This is a genomic window from Burkholderia sp. Tr-862 (assembly GCF_011753085.1).
GTDB classification, from domain to species: Bacteria; Pseudomonadota; Gammaproteobacteria; order Burkholderiales; family Burkholderiaceae; genus Burkholderia; species Burkholderia ambifaria.
Window position 1 is genome coordinate 1 of the sequence record NZ_VWWG01000148.1, and the last position, 15,465, is coordinate 15,465.

12 protein-coding genes, 1 tRNA gene and 1 riboswitch are annotated in these 15,465 nt (G+C 68.2%); of the genes, 9 read left to right on the top strand and 4 right to left on the bottom strand.

Annotated features, from left to right (window positions below; all coding sequences use genetic code 11):
* The first annotated feature begins 154 nt into the window (after positions 1 to 154).
* Positions 155 to 1,474 carry a guanine deaminase gene (guaD, locus tag F3J14_RS27555; RefSeq protein ID WP_166725650.1) on the top strand — a complete coding sequence of 440 codons (1,320 nt, stop codon included), beginning with the start codon at positions 155 to 157 and terminating at the stop codon, positions 1,472 to 1,474.
* Positions 1,475 to 1,587: 113 nt separating this feature from the next.
* Positions 1,588 to 1,725: riboswitch (yybP-ykoY riboswitch) on the top strand.
* Positions 1,726 to 1,803: 78 nt separating this feature from the next.
* Positions 1,804 to 2,376, top strand: a complete 573-nt coding sequence (locus F3J14_RS27560; RefSeq protein WP_166725651.1) for a TMEM165/GDT1 family protein — start codon at positions 1,804 to 1,806, stop codon at positions 2,374 to 2,376.
* A 61-nt stretch (positions 2,377 to 2,437) separates the two neighbouring features.
* Here F3J14_RS27560 and F3J14_RS27565 read toward each other — a convergent pair whose 3' ends face one another.
* On the bottom strand, positions 2,438 to 3,142 hold the full coding sequence (locus tag F3J14_RS27565) for a DUF4136 domain-containing protein (RefSeq protein ID WP_166725652.1): 705 nt from the start codon (positions 3,140 to 3,142) through the stop codon (positions 2,438 to 2,440).
* A 187-nt stretch (positions 3,143 to 3,329) separates the two neighbouring features.
* Here F3J14_RS27565 and pepN point away from each other — a divergent pair, with 187 nt between their 5' ends.
* The 7 genes from pepN to F3J14_RS27600 all read left to right on the top strand — a co-directional run bounded on the left by pepN (position 3,330) and on the right by F3J14_RS27600 (position 11,257).
* Positions 3,330 to 6,023: an aminopeptidase N gene (gene pepN, locus F3J14_RS27570; RefSeq protein ID WP_166725653.1), complete on the top strand. Its 2,694-nt coding sequence runs from the start codon at positions 3,330 to 3,332 to the stop codon at positions 6,021 to 6,023.
* A 288-nt stretch (positions 6,024 to 6,311) separates the two neighbouring features.
* Positions 6,312 to 7,331: a class 1 fructose-bisphosphatase gene (locus F3J14_RS27575; RefSeq protein ID WP_166725654.1), complete on the top strand. Its 1,020-nt coding sequence runs from the start codon at positions 6,312 to 6,314 to the stop codon at positions 7,329 to 7,331.
* Positions 7,332 to 7,539: 208 nt separating this feature from the next.
* Positions 7,540 to 7,615 (top strand) — tRNA-Thr (locus tag F3J14_RS27580).
* A 191-nt stretch (positions 7,616 to 7,806) separates the two neighbouring features.
* Entirely contained in the window at positions 7,807 to 8,616 is an 810-nt protein-coding gene (locus F3J14_RS27585) for a LuxR C-terminal-related transcriptional regulator (protein WP_166725655.1), read from the top strand.
* 173 nt (positions 8,617 to 8,789) lie between these two features.
* Positions 8,790 to 10,535, top strand: coding sequence for an FAD-dependent oxidoreductase (locus tag F3J14_RS27590; RefSeq protein WP_166725656.1), 1,746 nt, complete (start codon positions 8,790 to 8,792; stop codon positions 10,533 to 10,535).
* The gene (locus tag F3J14_RS27595; RefSeq protein WP_166725657.1) at positions 10,532 to 10,744 is read left to right on the top strand and encodes a hypothetical protein; all 213 of its coding nucleotides are present in this window, start codon (positions 10,532 to 10,534) and stop codon (positions 10,742 to 10,744) included. The genes F3J14_RS27590 and F3J14_RS27595 overlap by 4 nt, the downstream gene beginning before the upstream one ends.
* Before the next feature lie 258 nt (positions 10,745 to 11,002).
* Positions 11,003 to 11,257: a GlsB/YeaQ/YmgE family stress response membrane protein gene (locus F3J14_RS27600; protein WP_166725661.1), complete on the top strand. Its 255-nt coding sequence runs from the start codon at positions 11,003 to 11,005 to the stop codon at positions 11,255 to 11,257.
* A gap of 84 nt (positions 11,258 to 11,341) precedes the next feature.
* Here the strand turns inward: F3J14_RS27600 and F3J14_RS27605 are convergent, their stop codons facing one another.
* From F3J14_RS27605 to F3J14_RS27615, 3 genes are read right to left on the bottom strand one after another with little or no spacing between them, the layout of a single operon-like run.
* Positions 11,342 to 11,824, bottom strand: coding sequence for a TlpA disulfide reductase family protein (locus F3J14_RS27605; protein WP_166725658.1), 483 nt, complete (start codon positions 11,822 to 11,824; stop codon positions 11,342 to 11,344).
* Positions 11,821 to 13,080: a sialidase family protein gene (locus F3J14_RS27610; protein ID WP_166725659.1), complete on the bottom strand. Its 1,260-nt coding sequence runs from the start codon at positions 13,078 to 13,080 to the stop codon at positions 11,821 to 11,823. The genes F3J14_RS27605 and F3J14_RS27610 overlap by 4 nt, the downstream gene beginning before the upstream one ends.
* Positions 13,068 to 15,422 carry a TonB-dependent receptor gene (locus F3J14_RS27615; RefSeq protein WP_166725660.1) on the bottom strand — a complete coding sequence of 785 codons (2,355 nt, stop codon included), beginning with the start codon at positions 15,420 to 15,422 and terminating at the stop codon, positions 13,068 to 13,070. Before F3J14_RS27615 ends, F3J14_RS27610 begins: the two co-directional genes overlap by 13 nt.
* Positions 15,423 to 15,465: the final 43 nt, after the last annotated feature.

The window sequence follows — 15,465 nt, forward strand, 5'->3', positions numbered from 1 at the left end:
CCCTCGCGCGGTTCGCGGGAGCCATAGCCTTCGCGCGGTTCACGGGAGCCGTAACCTTCACGCGGCTCGCACGGGCCGCGCCCTTCAGGCCGTCGGCCGCGCGGCACCGACTGTTTTCTTCTGTTCGCCTTACCTTGATGCAGGACCATTCGTCATGACGCACACCGCTTTCCGTTCCCAGCTGCTGACCTTCAACGGCGACCCGGCGCAGTCGAGCCAGGCCGCGAACCACGAGACCGACGGCCTTCTGATCGTCGACGACGGCAAGGTCGTCGCGGCCGGCCCGTATGCGCGGCTCGCCGCGACGCTCGCGCGCGATGCGATCGTCCACGACCTGCGCGACAAGCTGATCGTGCCCGGCTTCATCGACACGCACATCCACTATCCGCAGACGGACATGATCGCGTCGCCGGCCCCCGGCCTGCTGCCGTGGCTCGACAAGTACACGTTCCCGACCGAGCGCAAGTTCGGCGATCCGGAGCATGCGCGCGAGGTCGCCGACTTCTTCGTCGACGAACTGCTCGCCTGCGGCACGACGAGCGCGCTCGTCTACTGCACCGTGCACAAGCAGTCGGCCGACGCGCTGTTCGCGGCGAGCGATGCGCGCGACCTGCGGATGATCGCGGGCAAGGTGCTGATGGACCGCAACTGCCCCGAGTTCCTGCGCGACACCGCGCAATCGGGCTATGACGACAGCGCCGAGCTAATCGACCGCTGGCACGGCAACGGCCGCCAGCTGTACGCGCTCACGCCGCGCTTCGCGCCGACGTCCACCGAGGCGCAGCTCGAGGCGTGCAGCGAACTCGCGCGCCGCCATCCGGACGTGTTCGTGCAGAGCCACGTCGCGGAAAACGTCGATGAAGTGAAATGGGTCGCGGAGCTGTTCCCCGGCCACCGCAGCTATCTCGACATCTACGATCGCTACGGGCTGCTGCGTCCGCGCGCGGTGTACGGCCACTGCATCCACCTCGACGACGAGGACCGCCGCCGGATGGCCCAGACGCGCACCGTCGTCGCGCACTGCCCGACGTCGAACTTCTTTCTCGGCAGCGGACTGTTCGACTTCGACAAGGCCGGCGAATACGGCGTGCCGGTCACGCTCGCGACCGACGTCGGCGGCGGTACGTCGTTCTCGATGCTGCAGACGATGAACGAGGCGCACAAGGTCGCGCGGCTGTCGGGCCACCACCTGAGCGCGACGCGGATGTTCTGGCTCGCAACGGCCGGCGCCGCGCAGGCGCTCGATCTCGCCGACACGGTCGGCACGCTCGCGCCGCGCACCGAAGCCGACTTCATCGTGCTCGACCCGCAGGCCACGCCGCTGCTCGCGCGCCGCACGAAGCGCGCGGATTCGCTCGAGGAGCTGCTGTTCGCGTTCGCGCTGCTCGGCGACGACCGCGCCGTGTACCGCACGTACGCGGCCGGCCGGCTCGTGCACGAGCGCGGTGCCGCACGCCGCGCCGCCGCCGCATAACGCGCGCGCGTTTGCCCGCTCCCTCCCCCGCTCCCCTCCCGCTCCGGCGTGCGCTACGGCGCATCCCGGAGCCGCCGGATTCGCTCCGCCCGCCGCACCCGCCGTGCTAGAATTCGCCGCTCATTGGGGAGTAGCCGCTCCGCTCGATGTCCCGCGCTCCCGGCGCGCATCGTGACGGAGGCGTCCGTCAACAGACTTGGCCATGCGGCCATGGCGGACGCAGCCACCAAGGCCTGGCGAGACCGATGGTTCACTGCGCGCCGCATCAGGGCCCGGCGCGCGGTGGATCGTCGCTCGCACGCACAACATCGGCCCGTGGAACCCCATACGTGTCTCAAGCCTTCCTGATCTCCACCGGCGCCGTCGCCCTCGCTGAAATCGGCGACAAGACCCAACTGCTGTCCCTCGTGCTGGCCGCGCGCTATCGCAAGCCCGTGCCGATCATTCTCGGCGTGCTCGTCGCGACGCTCGTGAACCACGGCTTCGCCGGTGCGTTCGGCGAGTGGCTCGGCATACTCGTCACGCCGTCGATCATGCGCTGGGCGCTCGCCTTCTCGTTCATCGCGATGGGGTTGTGGATCCTCGTGCCGGACAAGCTCGATGCCGACGAAGCCAATGCGACCCGCTCGCGGCTCGGCGTGTTCGGCGCGACGCTCGTCGCGTTCTTCCTCGCGGAAATGGGTGACAAGACACAGATCGCGACCGTCGCGCTCGCCGCGCGCTTCCAGGATTACATCGGCGTGGTGGCCGGCACGACCTTCGGGATGATGCTCGCGAACGTGCCCGCGATCCTGCTGGGCGACCGTTTCGCGCACCGGCTGCCGACGAAGCTGGTGCACGGCATCGCGGCCGTGCTGTTCATCGTGCTGGGCGCGCTGGCGTTGCTGGGCGTCGGGGTCTGACGCACACAACACACGCCGGCTGGTGGCGCGGCCGGGCGGCCGCGCCGGTGTCGACAGCGCGTTACTTCGCGAGCCCCGCACCCGAGGCCGGCACGGCCGGCACCGCACGCTCGTTGGCGGCCGGCGCCGCCGCGGGCCCGCCGCGCTTGTCGACCGGCAATCGCACCGTGCGGATCGCGCCGTTCGCCAACGGGAAATCGGCGAGCGCGCTGCGCGCGAGGAACGGCATCGCATACAGCAGCGCACCGTTGTCGCCGGTGGTGCGCGCGGTCACGTTGTAGACCTCCTTGCCGGTCGCGCGCTCGGTGATCCGGATACCGAGCGTGTAGTCGAACACCTGGTAGGTCTGCGCGACATAACCTGCCGGCATCGGCCCCCAGGGCCCCCACGGGCCCCACGGCCCGCCCCGCCAGTACGGCCCCGGCCCCGCGAACCACGGGTCGTAGTAGACCGGCTGCGGCACCGTCACCAGATCGCTGCCGACCCCGTAGGTCAGCCCGACCAGATAGCGCGCCTGCGCGGCCGGCACCTGCCGGAATGCGTACGCGGACAACTCGTTCGCGACGATCGGCTCGTAGGTCGACTGCTCGATGCTGTGCTTCTGCGCATCGGTGCGCGTGAAGGCGTAAGTGCGTGTCGCATCGCTGCCGCTCCAGTCGGAGAAGGCCGTGACCTGCGTCGTCACGTAGCTGGTGCAGCCCGTCAGCAGCGCCACGCACAGCACCGCCGCCCAGCCCGCACCGCGTTGAATCCATTCGCGTTTCATGTCGATCCTCGTCGATCCGTCATCCGTACGTCGCACCGCGCGAACCGCACGGGATGCCGATAATACGCGGACTGCCCGAACCGGTAAAAAGTTCGCTGCGGCACGCGGCCGCAAGCCTTTGTACAATGGCCCGGTTCGCCCGGTCCGCGCTGCGGGCCCGATCCCCACTCCACCGATCTCGACGACCATGTCCGACAACGCCTCCTCCACCGTGATCCGCCGCGCCGACTACACGCCGCCGGCCTTCCTCATCGATTCCGTCGCACTCGAATTCGATCTCGCGCCGGCCCGCACGATCGTCAGGAATACGATGCGCGTGCGCCGCAATCCGGACGCGGCGCCCACCCCGCATCTGGAGCTGATGGGCGAAGCGCTCGAATTCCTCGGCGCGCAGCTCGACGGCGCGCCGTACGGTGCGGTGCGTGCGCACGAACATGGGCTGACCGTCGAAAACGTGCCCGACGCGTTCGAGCTCACGCTCGAGAGCGCGTGCGCACCGGACCAGAACACGACGCTGTCCGGCCTGTACGTATCGAGCGGCAACTTCTTCACGCAGTGCGAGGCCGAAGGCTTTCGCCGCATCACCTACTTCCTCGACCGCCCCGACGTGATGGCCTCGTACACCGTCACGCTGCGCGCCGACAAGGCCGCCTATCCGGTGCTGCTGTCGAACGGCAACCTGGTCGACTCGGGCGAGCTGCCCGACGGCCGCCATTTCGCGAAATGGGAAGACCCGTTCCGCAAGCCGAGCTACCTGTTCGCGCTCGTCGCGGGCAAGCTCGTCGCGATCGAGGAAAAGATCACGTCCGGCTCCGGCAAGGAAAAGCTGCTGCAGGTGTGGGTCGAACCGGCCGATCTCGACAAGACCCGTCACGCGATGGATTCGCTGATCCACTCGATCCGCTGGGACGAGAAGCGCTTCGGTCTGGAGCTCGATCTCGACCGCTTCATGATCGTCGCGGTCGGCGACTTCAACATGGGCGCGATGGAGAACAAGGGGCTCAACATCTTCAACACGAAGTACGTGCTGGCGAACCCCGAGACCGCGACCGACACCGACTTCGCGAACATCGAGTCGGTGGTCGGCCACGAGTACTTCCACAACTGGACCGGCAACCGCGTGACCTGCCGCGACTGGTTCCAGCTGAGCCTGAAGGAAGGCCTGACGGTGTTCCGCGATCAGGAGTTCTCGGCCGACATGGCTGCGGGCGACGACGTCGCGTCGGCGGCCCGCGCGGTCAAGCGCATCGAGGACGTGCGCGTGCTGCGCCAGTTGCAGTTCGCCGAGGACGCGGGCCCGATGGCGCATCCGGTGCGTCCGGAAAGCTACGTCGAGATCAACAACTTCTACACGATGACCGTCTACGAGAAAGGCTCGGAAGTCGTGCGGATGTACCAGACGCTGTTCGGTCGCGACGGGTTCCGCAAGGGGATGGACCTGTACTTCAAGCGCCACGACGGTCACGCCGTGACGTGCGACGACTTCCGTCACGCGATGGCCGACGCGAACGAGCGCGATCTCGCGCAGTTCGAGCGCTGGTACAGCCAGGCCGGCACGCCGCGCGTGTCGGTGCGTACCGCGTACGACGCGGCCGCACGCCGCTACACGGTCACGCTCGCGCAGGGCTACGGCGACGCGTCGCCGGCGGCGCGCGAGACGCAACAGGGGCCGCTGCTGATCCCGTTCGCGATCGGCCTGATCGGCCGCGACGGCCGCGACCTGCCGCTGCGCCTCGACGGCGAAGCCGCCGCGTCGGGCACGACGCGCGTGCTCGACTTCACCGACACCGAGCAGACCTTCACGTTCGTCGACGTGCCGGAACAGCCGCTGCCGTCGCTGCTGCGCAATTTCTCGGCGCCGGTAATCGTCGAGTACGACTACAGCGACGACGATCTCGCGTTCCTGCTCGCGCACGACAGCGACCCGTTCAACCGCTGGGAAGCCGGCCAGCGCCTCGCGACGCGCGCGCTGCTGACGCTCGCCGCGCGCGCCGCCGCGAACCAGCCGCTCACGCTCGGCGGCAACTTCGTCGCCGCGTTCCGCCGCGTGCTGACCGATGAAAACCTGTCGCCCGCGTTCCGCGAGCTCGCGCTGACGCTGCCGTCGGAAACCTATCTCGCCGACCAGATGGCGGAAGCCGATCCGGCCGCCGTGCATCGCGCACGCCAGTTCGTGCGCCGCCAGCTCGCGACCGCGCTGCGCGCCGAGTGGCTCGCCGCGCACGAGCAGCACCAGACGCCGGGCGCGTACGAGCCGACGCCCGAAGCGTCCGGCCGCCGCGCGCTGAAGAACCTCGCGCTCGCATATCTCGCCGAACTCGAGGATCCGGCCGACGCCGTGCGCATCGCGACCGCGCAGTACGACGCTGCGAACAACATGACCGATCGCGCCGCCGCGCTCGGCGCACTGCTGTCCGCCGCGGCCTCGGGCGCGAACGACGCGGCCACGCGTGCGCTCGACGACTTCTACCGTCGCTTCGAGAAGGAAGCGCTCGTGATCGACAAGTGGTTCGCGATGCAGGCCGCGCAACGCGGCACGGCCGCGCAGCCGACGCTCGAGAAAGTCCGCAAGCTGATGGCCCACCCCGCGTTCAACCTGAAGAACCCGAACCGCGCACGCTCGCTGATCTTCAGCTTCTGCGCGGCGAACCCGGCGCAATTCCACGCGGCGGACGGTTCGGGCTACGCGTTCTGGGCCGAACAGGTGCTCGCGCTCGACGCGATCAACCCGCAAGTCGCCGCGCGCCTCGCCCGCTCGCTCGAACTGTGGCGCCGCTTCACACCGGCGCTGCGCGATCGGATGCGCGAAGCCCTGGAGCAGGTCGCGGCCGGCGCGAAATCGCGCGACGTGCGCGAGATCGTCGAGAAGGCGCTCGCGTAACGGCACGCATGCGATTCGCGTCGCGCTCCCGCGCGAAGAAGCCGGCGCCGCCCCGTTGCGGCGCCGGCTTTTTTATCGGCCGAAGGTTCGCGGGGTCGGAGCCGGAGAGCGCGTTCGACCGCCCAGCGGTCCCGCCGCCGCAGGGCCGGTCCGCCGCGCCGCGCACGCCGGCACCCGGCCGAATCGGCCGCCCGGCCATGTAACCGGACGAAAAAAGCCGGCGGCGCGGGAGGCGCGGCGGGTAAAATTGCGGGCATTCAAGGATTCTTTGGCCTTTCGGAGTCAGTCATGTCCATTGCCCGCCGCACCACGCTGTCGAAGTTCCTGATCGAACAGCAACGTGAGACCAACAACCTCCCCGCCGACCTGCGCCTGCTGATCGAAGTCGTCGCACGCGCGTGCAAGGCGATCAGCTACAACGTGTCCAAGGGTGCGCTCGGCGAAGCGCTCGGCACCGCCGGCAGCGAGAACGTCCAGGGCGAAGTGCAGAAGAAGCTCGACATCCTGTCGAACGAGATCCTGCTCGACGCGAACGAATGGGGCGGCAACCTCGCCGCGATGGCGTCGGAGGAGATGGAAACATTCTTCCCGATCCCCGCGAACTACCCGCGCGGCGAATACCTGCTCGTGTTCGATCCGCTCGACGGCTCGTCGAACATCGACGTGAACGTGTCGATCGGCACGATCTTCTCGGTGCTGCGCTGCCCGGACGGCAAGCAGGCCACCGAGGAATCGTTCCTGCAGCCCGGTACGGAGCAGGTCGCGGCCGGCTACGCGGTGTACGGCCCGCAGACCGTGTTCGTGCTGACGACCGGCAACGGCGTGAACTGCTTCACGCTCGACCGCGAAGTCGGTTCGTGGGTGCTCACGCAAAGCAACATGCAGATCCCGGCCGATACGCGCGAATACGCGATCAACGCGTCGAACGCGCGCCACTGGTACGAGCCGGTCCAGCGCTATGTCGACGAACTGAACGCCGGCAAGGACGGCCCGCGCGGCGACAACTTCAACATGCGCTGGATCGCGTCGATGGTGGCCGACGTGCACCGGATCCTGAACCGCGGCGGCATCTTCATGTACCCGGCCGACAAGCGCACGCCCGATCGCCCGGGCAAGCTGCGCCTGATGTATGAAGCGAACCCGATGTCGTTCATCGTCGAACAGGCGGGCGGCGCCGCGACGACGGGCACGCAGCGCATCATGGAAGTGCAGCCGACCGGCCTGCACCAGCGCGTGCCGGTCTTCCTCGGTTCGAAGAACGAAGTCGAGCGCGTGACCGGCTATCACAACGAAGGCGAAGGCAAATAAATTTGCCCCGCAGCACTAGACGAAGGTGCGAGACGTCAGTACAATCGCGCCTTCGCGATGTGGCCCTGACAGGCTGCGTCGCAGTGAAGTGAAAGCGGGAAGTCCGCCGGATCGATGGTTTCGCGAAGCAGCAGCAGCAAGCTGAAAAAATTTCGCAAAACCTATTGCCAAGATCTCGGATTTGACCATATAATTTCATTTCTCTGCTGCCGGTGTAGCTCAGTTGGTAGAGCAGCGCATTCGTAATGCGAAGGTCGTAGGTTCGACTCCTATCTCCGGCACCAAGACATAAAGGCCTGACAAGCATCGCTTGTCAGGCCTTTTCTCTTTTCCAGCCGCGTTTTTTTCCGGCCGCGTTTTCCGATACACGAAATCGTGCGCCCGCCCCCGTCATTTCCGCTTGCGGGCATCTCCCGACTCCCACCCCGCGCACCGCCGATTACAATCGCCGGATCACCCTGTCCTCCCCTGCATCATGCGCACCTGGCGTCTCGAGCGACCGAACCTCAGCGGGCAACTGGACGTGTCCCGTGCGACCGGTCTCGTCGCCGCGATCGGCGACAGCGAGCCGAACGCGTTCGCCGCGGAAATCCTGAAGCTGTTCGACGATGCGCTGTCCGTCACGCAGTGCACGATCTTCGCGTACGAGTTCGGCAACCGGCCGCGCACCGTGTCGGTCGCCGATCATCGCGGCGGTCGCTACCTGCGCGATGTCGCCGACACCTACGCGCGACATTTCTATGCGCTCGACGGCAACCAGACGATCGTCTCGGCCGCCGGTCGCGGCACGCACCGCCGCGATGTGCTGCTGCATCAGCAGGCCGGCGACGAGATCGGTCACGACGCGTATCGCGCGGCCTGCTACCGCGACCCCGACGTATCCGATCGCCTCGCGCTGCTGATGCAGCCGAACGACTCGACCTGGTTGTCGATCAACCTGTATCGCGCGCATCGCAGCGGCGCATTCCAGCCGCGCGAGATCGCGGCCATCGAAACGCTCGCGCCGCTGATCGCGCAGGCGGCGCAACATCATTACGCGCTCGCGGGCTCGACGCAGATCGGCATCCCGCAACTGATGCTCGCGCGGCTGCGCGGCGCCTGTCCGGCGTTGTCCAAGCGCGAACTCGACGTGCTGCGCGGTGTGCTCGAAGGCCAGAGCGCGCGGGAAATCGGCGACACGATCGGCGTGAAGGCGTCGAGCGTCGTCACCTACCAGAAGCGCGCGTACCGGCGTCTCGGCATTTCGAGCCAGCGCCAGCTGTTTGCGCTGTGCCTGCAACCGTGAACGGCGCCCGCCGATCCTGAACGCATCGGGGTAAATCCCGACCCGCTGCCAGCCGCTCGCCGTACCCGGAATGGGGACAGCGATGTCGGCGCGGCTTCCATACTGCATCGACCCGCCGCACGCCTCGCGTCATCGCGCGGGCGCGTCCGATCACTGCAACCTGGAAGCCAACGATGGGCATCGAATTCAAGCCATATCCGTTCAGCGCCGCGCGCCATGCGGCGCACCTGCCGACCTGCAGCGACGGTGTCGAGACGCAGCGGCACCGCGTCGCGATCGTCGGCGGCGGGCCGGTGGGTCTCGCCGTCGCACTCGGCCTCGCCAACCACGGCATCCGCAGCGTGCTGCTCGAAGCCGACGACTCGGTCTGTCACGGCAGCCGCGCGATCTGCATCTCGCGCCGCAGCCTCGACATCATCGAGCGGCTCGGCGCGCTCGACGACTTCCTGCGCGTCGGGCTGCCGTGGAGCGGCGGGCGCAGTTTCCATCGTCGCGACGAAGTGCTGCATTTCACGATGCCGCAGGACGAGAACCAGAAGCTGCCGCCGATGGTGAACCTCGCGCAGTATCACATCGAGCAGTTCCTGCTCGATGCCGCGCTGCGCCGCCCCGAGCTCATCGAGATCCGCTGGCAGGCGAAGGTCGCGGGTGTCACGCGGCACCCGGACGGCGTGCGCCTCGACATCGAAACGCCGCTCGGCGGCTACGCACTCGATGCCGACTGGATCGTCGCGAGCGATGGCGGGCGCAGCACGATGCGCGATGCGCTCGGCCTGTCGCTTCAGGGTACGAGCTACGAAGGCCGCTACGTGATCGTCGACATCGCGCTCGACAGCGACCGGCCGACCGAACGGCTCGCGTATTTCGACCCGCCGTCGAACCCCGGCTCGACGGTGCTCGTCCACAAGCAGCCCGACAACGTGTGGCGGATCGACTACCAGCTGCGCGACGACGAGGATCCCGACGCGGCCGTGAAGCCCGAGAACGTGATCCCGCGCGTGCAGAGCCTGCTGGACATGATGGGCGAACGCGGCGACTGGTCGCCGATCTGGATCACGATCTACAAGGCGAACGCACTGACGCTCGAACGCTACCGGCACGGCCGCGTGCTGTTCTGCGGCGACGCCGCGCACCTCGTGCCGATCTTCGGCGTGCGCGGCGCGAATTCGGGCATCGACGACGCCGACAACGTCGCGTGGAAACTGGCGTACGTGATTCGCGGCCTCGCGTCCGATGCACTACTCGACAGCTATTCGGACGAGCGGGTATTCGCGACGCACGAGAACCTGCGCTACGGCACCAAGAGCACCGAGTTCATGGCACCCCCGTCGTTCGCGTTCGAGCTGATGCGCAAGGCCGTGCTGACACTCGCGGTGCGGAATCCGGCGTTGCGTTCGCTGATCAATCCGCGCCAGACGACGGCCATCGCGTACACGGCGTCGCCGCTCAACGCGGACGAGCGCGATGCATTTTCGGCCGGACCGGCGCCCGGCACGGTACTCGCGGAATGTCCGCTGAGGCTGCACGCGTCGCGCGACATCGGCAACGCCGGCGACGCACGCCGTGGCCATCTGACCGATCTCGTCGGCCCATGCTTCACGGCGTTGCGCTTCACGCGCGACGGCGCACCCGATCCGTCGTTCGCCGAACTCGAGCGGCACCTGCACGCCGCCCGCATACCGTTCGCGCTGGTGACGCTCGCGCGGCATCCGGCACCGCACCATCCGGAATGCGACGGCGACGATGCGGACGACCGGCTGTTCGACCTGTACGGTGTGCGCGACGGCACCGTCTACCTCGTGCGTCCGGATGGACACGTGCTCGGCCGCTGGCACGACGCGCGCCCCGCCGACCTGAGCGCCGCACTCGATCGTGCGCTTCGCCCGCGCACGTCATCCGATCTTCAGGAGAACGCATGATGACCGACACCGAACGCGACATCCTCTACACCGACCTGTGCCGCACGATGACCCGCATCGGCGAAACCGACGCCCCGCTCTTTCTTGCCCGCTTTGCGCTCCTGGCGATCGAGACGATCGGCGATACGGCGACCGTCGCCCGCCTGATTGCAGACGCCGGCGACGGCCTGCCCGATACGGGCGCACCGGCGCCGGTGCACCAGCAATGACGCAGGACACGCCGCCGAGCGGGCACCCCCCCTTACAAATTCATTTCGCTGCGCATCGTTTGCGCACCCGACGCGCCGTAGGCAGACGAATCCCCTGGAAAAACCCGTTAAGGGTGCATAACATTACTTAACGATTCCGACCCGTCTATCGCGTTACATTGCGTGGGCGGCGCGGCGGGTCGCATGCCGCCTTCCTGCAGCTTGCGGCGAAACAGCCGGCGTCCGGTCATTTCGACTCAATACAAGGAGAGGATCACCATGACTCATGGCTTGATTATGTGGCTCATCATCGGCGCGATCGCCGGCTGGCTGGCAGGCCTGCTGGTCAAGGGCGGCGGGTTCGGCCTGATCGTCGACATCATCGTCGGTATCGTCGGCGCGGTGATCGGCGGCTGGCTGGCCGGGATGCTCGGCATCACCATCGGCAGCGGCTTCATCGGCTCGGTGGTCGTCGCTGTCATCGGCGCCGTGATCCTGCTGTTCGTGATCCGGCTATTCAGGCGCGCGGCCTGACGATCTTCTCGCGCGCCTTCGGGCGCGCGCTCGTTTGTTCTCGCATCGAAGCGGCGCGCGACATCTCGCGCGCCGCCTTCCGTTTCAGCGGCGCTTGCCGCGCTGCGACCAGCCGTCGAGCACGTCGGTCGTCAGCAACCCGCTGCGCGCTTCGCGTGCGCCATCGCGACCGATCCACACGGTACGCGGCATTTCTCCCCGCCATCCCGCATCGAGCGCCGCCCGCAGACGCTCGGGCATCGGCTCCGCGTTCGCATACTGCGCGACGTGCGGCGGCAGATTCATTTGCGCGAGCGCCTGGGCGATCGCGGCGCCGTTGTCGTCATAAGCGTCCATCGCGACCATGGCGAGCTGCACGTCCGGATGCCGGCGCTGCCACGCGACGAGATGCGCGGCGTTCTCGCGGCAGTATCCGCAATCGAGCGACCAGATCTCGACCGCGAGCGGCCGTTCGTGCGCCGTCGCATACAACTTCGCGACTTCGGCCACGCGCAGCGGCTGCAGCTCGCCGGCCCACGCCGGCAGGCTCGCGAGCACGGCGCCGATCAACACCATCAGCCGTTTCATTGTGCGCCCTCCACGGGAATCAGCCGGTAGCCGTCGTGACGCGTACGCCACGACAGGTAGATGCGGCCCGCGTCGTCGAGCAGTTGCGGATTGTCGCTCGCGCCCGACGTCGACGCGATCACGCGCGGCGCCGACCAGTGCTCGCCGCGATCGTCCGAGCGGCGCAGCTTGATCTGCATCGTGTCGCCGTCGAACGCCTTCCACGCAAGCCAGACGACGTCGCCGCGCGCGACGAGCGCCGCATGCGATGCCTGCTCGGCCGGCACCGCCGGATTCGCGCCAAATGCCCACGGCGTGCCGCGCGGCTGGCCGTCGGCGCCGATGCGCGAGTAGAACACGTCGGCGCGGCCATCGACGACGCCGAACCACGCGATATGACGCGTACCGTCGGGCGTGATCGCAAGCGCCGGCCCGTGTTCGGGGCAGGCCTCGACATGCCAGTTCGAGAACGTCGCACGCACCGGCACGACGGGCTCCGACGCCGACACGGGCAGCACCGCGAGCGCATGGTCGCGGATCTGTCCCGGGAACACGTTGCGCCACACGCCTTCGATGTGTCCGGCCGGATCGATCGCCATCGCGATGCGGCAGCATTCGCACGTGTGGTCGGTCACCTTGCGCTCGGGCTCGAACGACGCGCCGCCGTCGCGCGACACCGCGTAGTAGACGGCCGCGCCTTCATACGCCTGCCCCGCCGCCTTCGCCGCGACGAGATCGCGCTTGTCGATCCACGCGATCGCGATGTTGCCGGCCGGATCGACGGCCATCATGTCGAAGCGGTGCGTGATCGCCTGCCGGTCGCGATGCACGGTGACGGGCACGCTCCAGGTCGCCCCGCCGTCGAGCGAGCGCGAGAAGCGCACCATGCCGGTGTACGGCGCATCGAGCGGCATCGACCACGACACGTACACCGCACGGCCGTCGGGGCTCGTCGCAATCTTCGGCCGATTCTCCGCGCTCGTGTAGATCGGCTCGGGCATCGCGTTGACGGTCACGGGCGCGGACAGCGTGCGGCCCGCGTCGTCCGAGTGCGCGACGACGACGTGCGCGCCTTCGACCCATGCGACCCACAGCCGGTGCCGCGCGTCGAACGCGGCGCCGGTCGCGAGCGGCTGCTTCTGTTGCGCCGGCGCAGCCTGCATGCTCATGTGCGCAGCATGCGGATCGGCGGTTTTCGGTGCGTCGTGCGCGCCGGCGGGCGACAGCGCCGCGAGCCACAGCGCGCAGCCTGCCGCGAACGATTTCACAGCGACCATTTCAGTTCTCCAAAGAAAGTGCGGCCCGGATACGGGTGGAACACGTAGTAGCGGCGGTCCGTCAGGTTGTCGATGCCGACCGAGGCGGTCCAGTGACGGTCGAACCGGTAGCGCGCCTTCAGGTCGACGACCGTGAAGATGCTCGTGCCGCCGTACACGTCCGGATTCACGTCGCTGTTGTCCAGCGTGTTGAACTGGCGACCGGAGTACCGGACGCCGACGCTCGCGAGCCAGTGCTCGTCGAAGCGGTACGACGCGAGCAGGTTCGCGCGCATGCGCGGGATGCGCGGAAAGCGCGAGCCGACGTACGCGGGATTCGCGGTGTCGGCCAGGATCTGCGCATGGCTCGCCGACACGTTCGCGTCGATGTCGAGCCCGCGCAGCCCGACGTTCCGACCGCTGAATCCGAGTTCGACGCCGCGCACGCGCACGCGATCGACGTTCGAGATGTTGGTGACGGTCGACGCGCCCGACACCGTCGTCTGGCTGTAGATCGAATCGCGCAGGTCGCTCTGGAACACGCTCGCGCGCACGACGCCGACGCCCACGTCGCGCTCGGCCGTGAAGTCCCAGTCGATCGCCTTTTCCGGCCGCAGGCTGGGGTTGTTGTTGACGATCGCGTTGTTCGAGATCGTGCCCTGGAACAGCTCGCCGACCGTCGGGAAGCGCGTGCCCGTCGCGAACGACACCCGGAAGCGCCACACGTCCGTCGCGTCCCATTGCAGCGCGACTTTCGGCGACAGCGCATTCGCGCCGCGGTCCGCGTAACCGACCGTGCCGCCCGCGTTGCCCAGCGCGCCGCCGTATGCATCCCAGCGCTCGTAGCGCAGGCCGAGGGTCGCGAGCCAGCCGGGCGCGAAACGCCACGCGTCCTGCGCGAACAGCGCCTGCGTGCGCGTGTCGCCCTGGTAGACGCTCGCGAGTGAGGTGGTCGGCCCGGCCAGCCAGTCGGCCGTGTTGTACGTGACGTTGCGCAGGAAATAGTTGTCGTAGTGATAGCCGAACGTGAACGTATGGCCCTTTACTTCCGGCGCCTCGGCCTTCAGGTCGAGCGTGCGCCAGCCCGTACCGTCGCCCTGGAACAGCGTGCCCGCCCCGCCCTGCACGGTCGATGCCGCGCGCAGCACGTCGCGCGACACGTCGTAGGCGGACACCACGCCCGACAACCGCCAGCCCGAATCAAGCCGGCCGTTCAGGCCGAGCGCGTACAGCCAGTTCTCCTGGTCGCCGCGCTGCGGCGCGAACGCGCTCGGCGCGATGGTCATGTTCCGGCCGCCGATCGACACGTTGCCGCCGTAGACGGGATTGCCGGCCGCGTCGCGCAGGAAGGTTTCGCCGTGCTGCCGGTAATGGTTCTCCCAGTGCCCGAGCGTCAGCGTCGCGTCCACGCGGTCCGTGAACGCGTAGCCCATCCGGACCGTCTCGTTGAGCTGCTCGGTCCGCTCGATGTTCTGCGCGCCGACGATCGTGCGCGGCTTGCCGTTGGGTCCGATGTCGGTGGCCGCACCCGTCACGGGCACCGCGGCGCCGAGCTTCGGGTTGTACGCGGAATTGGGGCTTGCATACTGCATCGGCTGACCGTCGTTCTCCAGCCGGTCGAGCGACAGCGAGAACCAGAATTTGCCGATCCGGTTCGCGATCCGCGCGGTCTGGTGATTGCCGCCGAAGCTGTCCGCCAGCCCGTAGCCGTCGTGATAGCGCTGCGTGAAGAACTGCGTCGACAGCGACGCCTCCAGTTTGTCGGGGCGCCGCGTCGTCAGCAGCACGGTCGAGCCGATCGCGTTGCCGGGATACAGCGCGGAAAAGGGGCCATACCGCACGTCGACGCGCTCGATATCGTCGGGCGCGATCAGCGACCAGCGCGGCGGGTACGCATAGCTCGAGCCGAGCAGGTTCGACAGCAGCAGGCCATCGGCATACACGAGCCCGCGCGCACTCTGCAGTTCGTTGAAGTCGCGGCCGGCGAACACGCTGTTGCGGTCGCCGATGTAGCGCTTGCGAACCATCAGGTTGGGCGCGTACTTCAGCGCGTCCTCGGTCGTGACGTTGGTGTGCGCGTCGATCTGCTCGCGCGTGATCGACTCGACGACGGCGGGCGTATCCGGATCGACGGGTTGCCGCCGGGCGGTGACGCTGACCTCGGTCAGCGTGTCGCCCGGCGGCGCGGGCACGACCGCGGCAACCGATGCGGCACGGCCGGCCGGGTTACCCGAACCGCCGGCCACCGGCTCGGCGGACGCGCCATCGATCGCAGCCGCCTGTGCGGCAGGCCAGGCAAAAGCGGCCGCGCAGGCGAGCGCGAGCCGACCGCGCGACGGCCGCGCGGCGAAGGTGAACGACATGGATGAATTCCTGAAAACGTGACCGGGAGCCGCCGGACGCGAG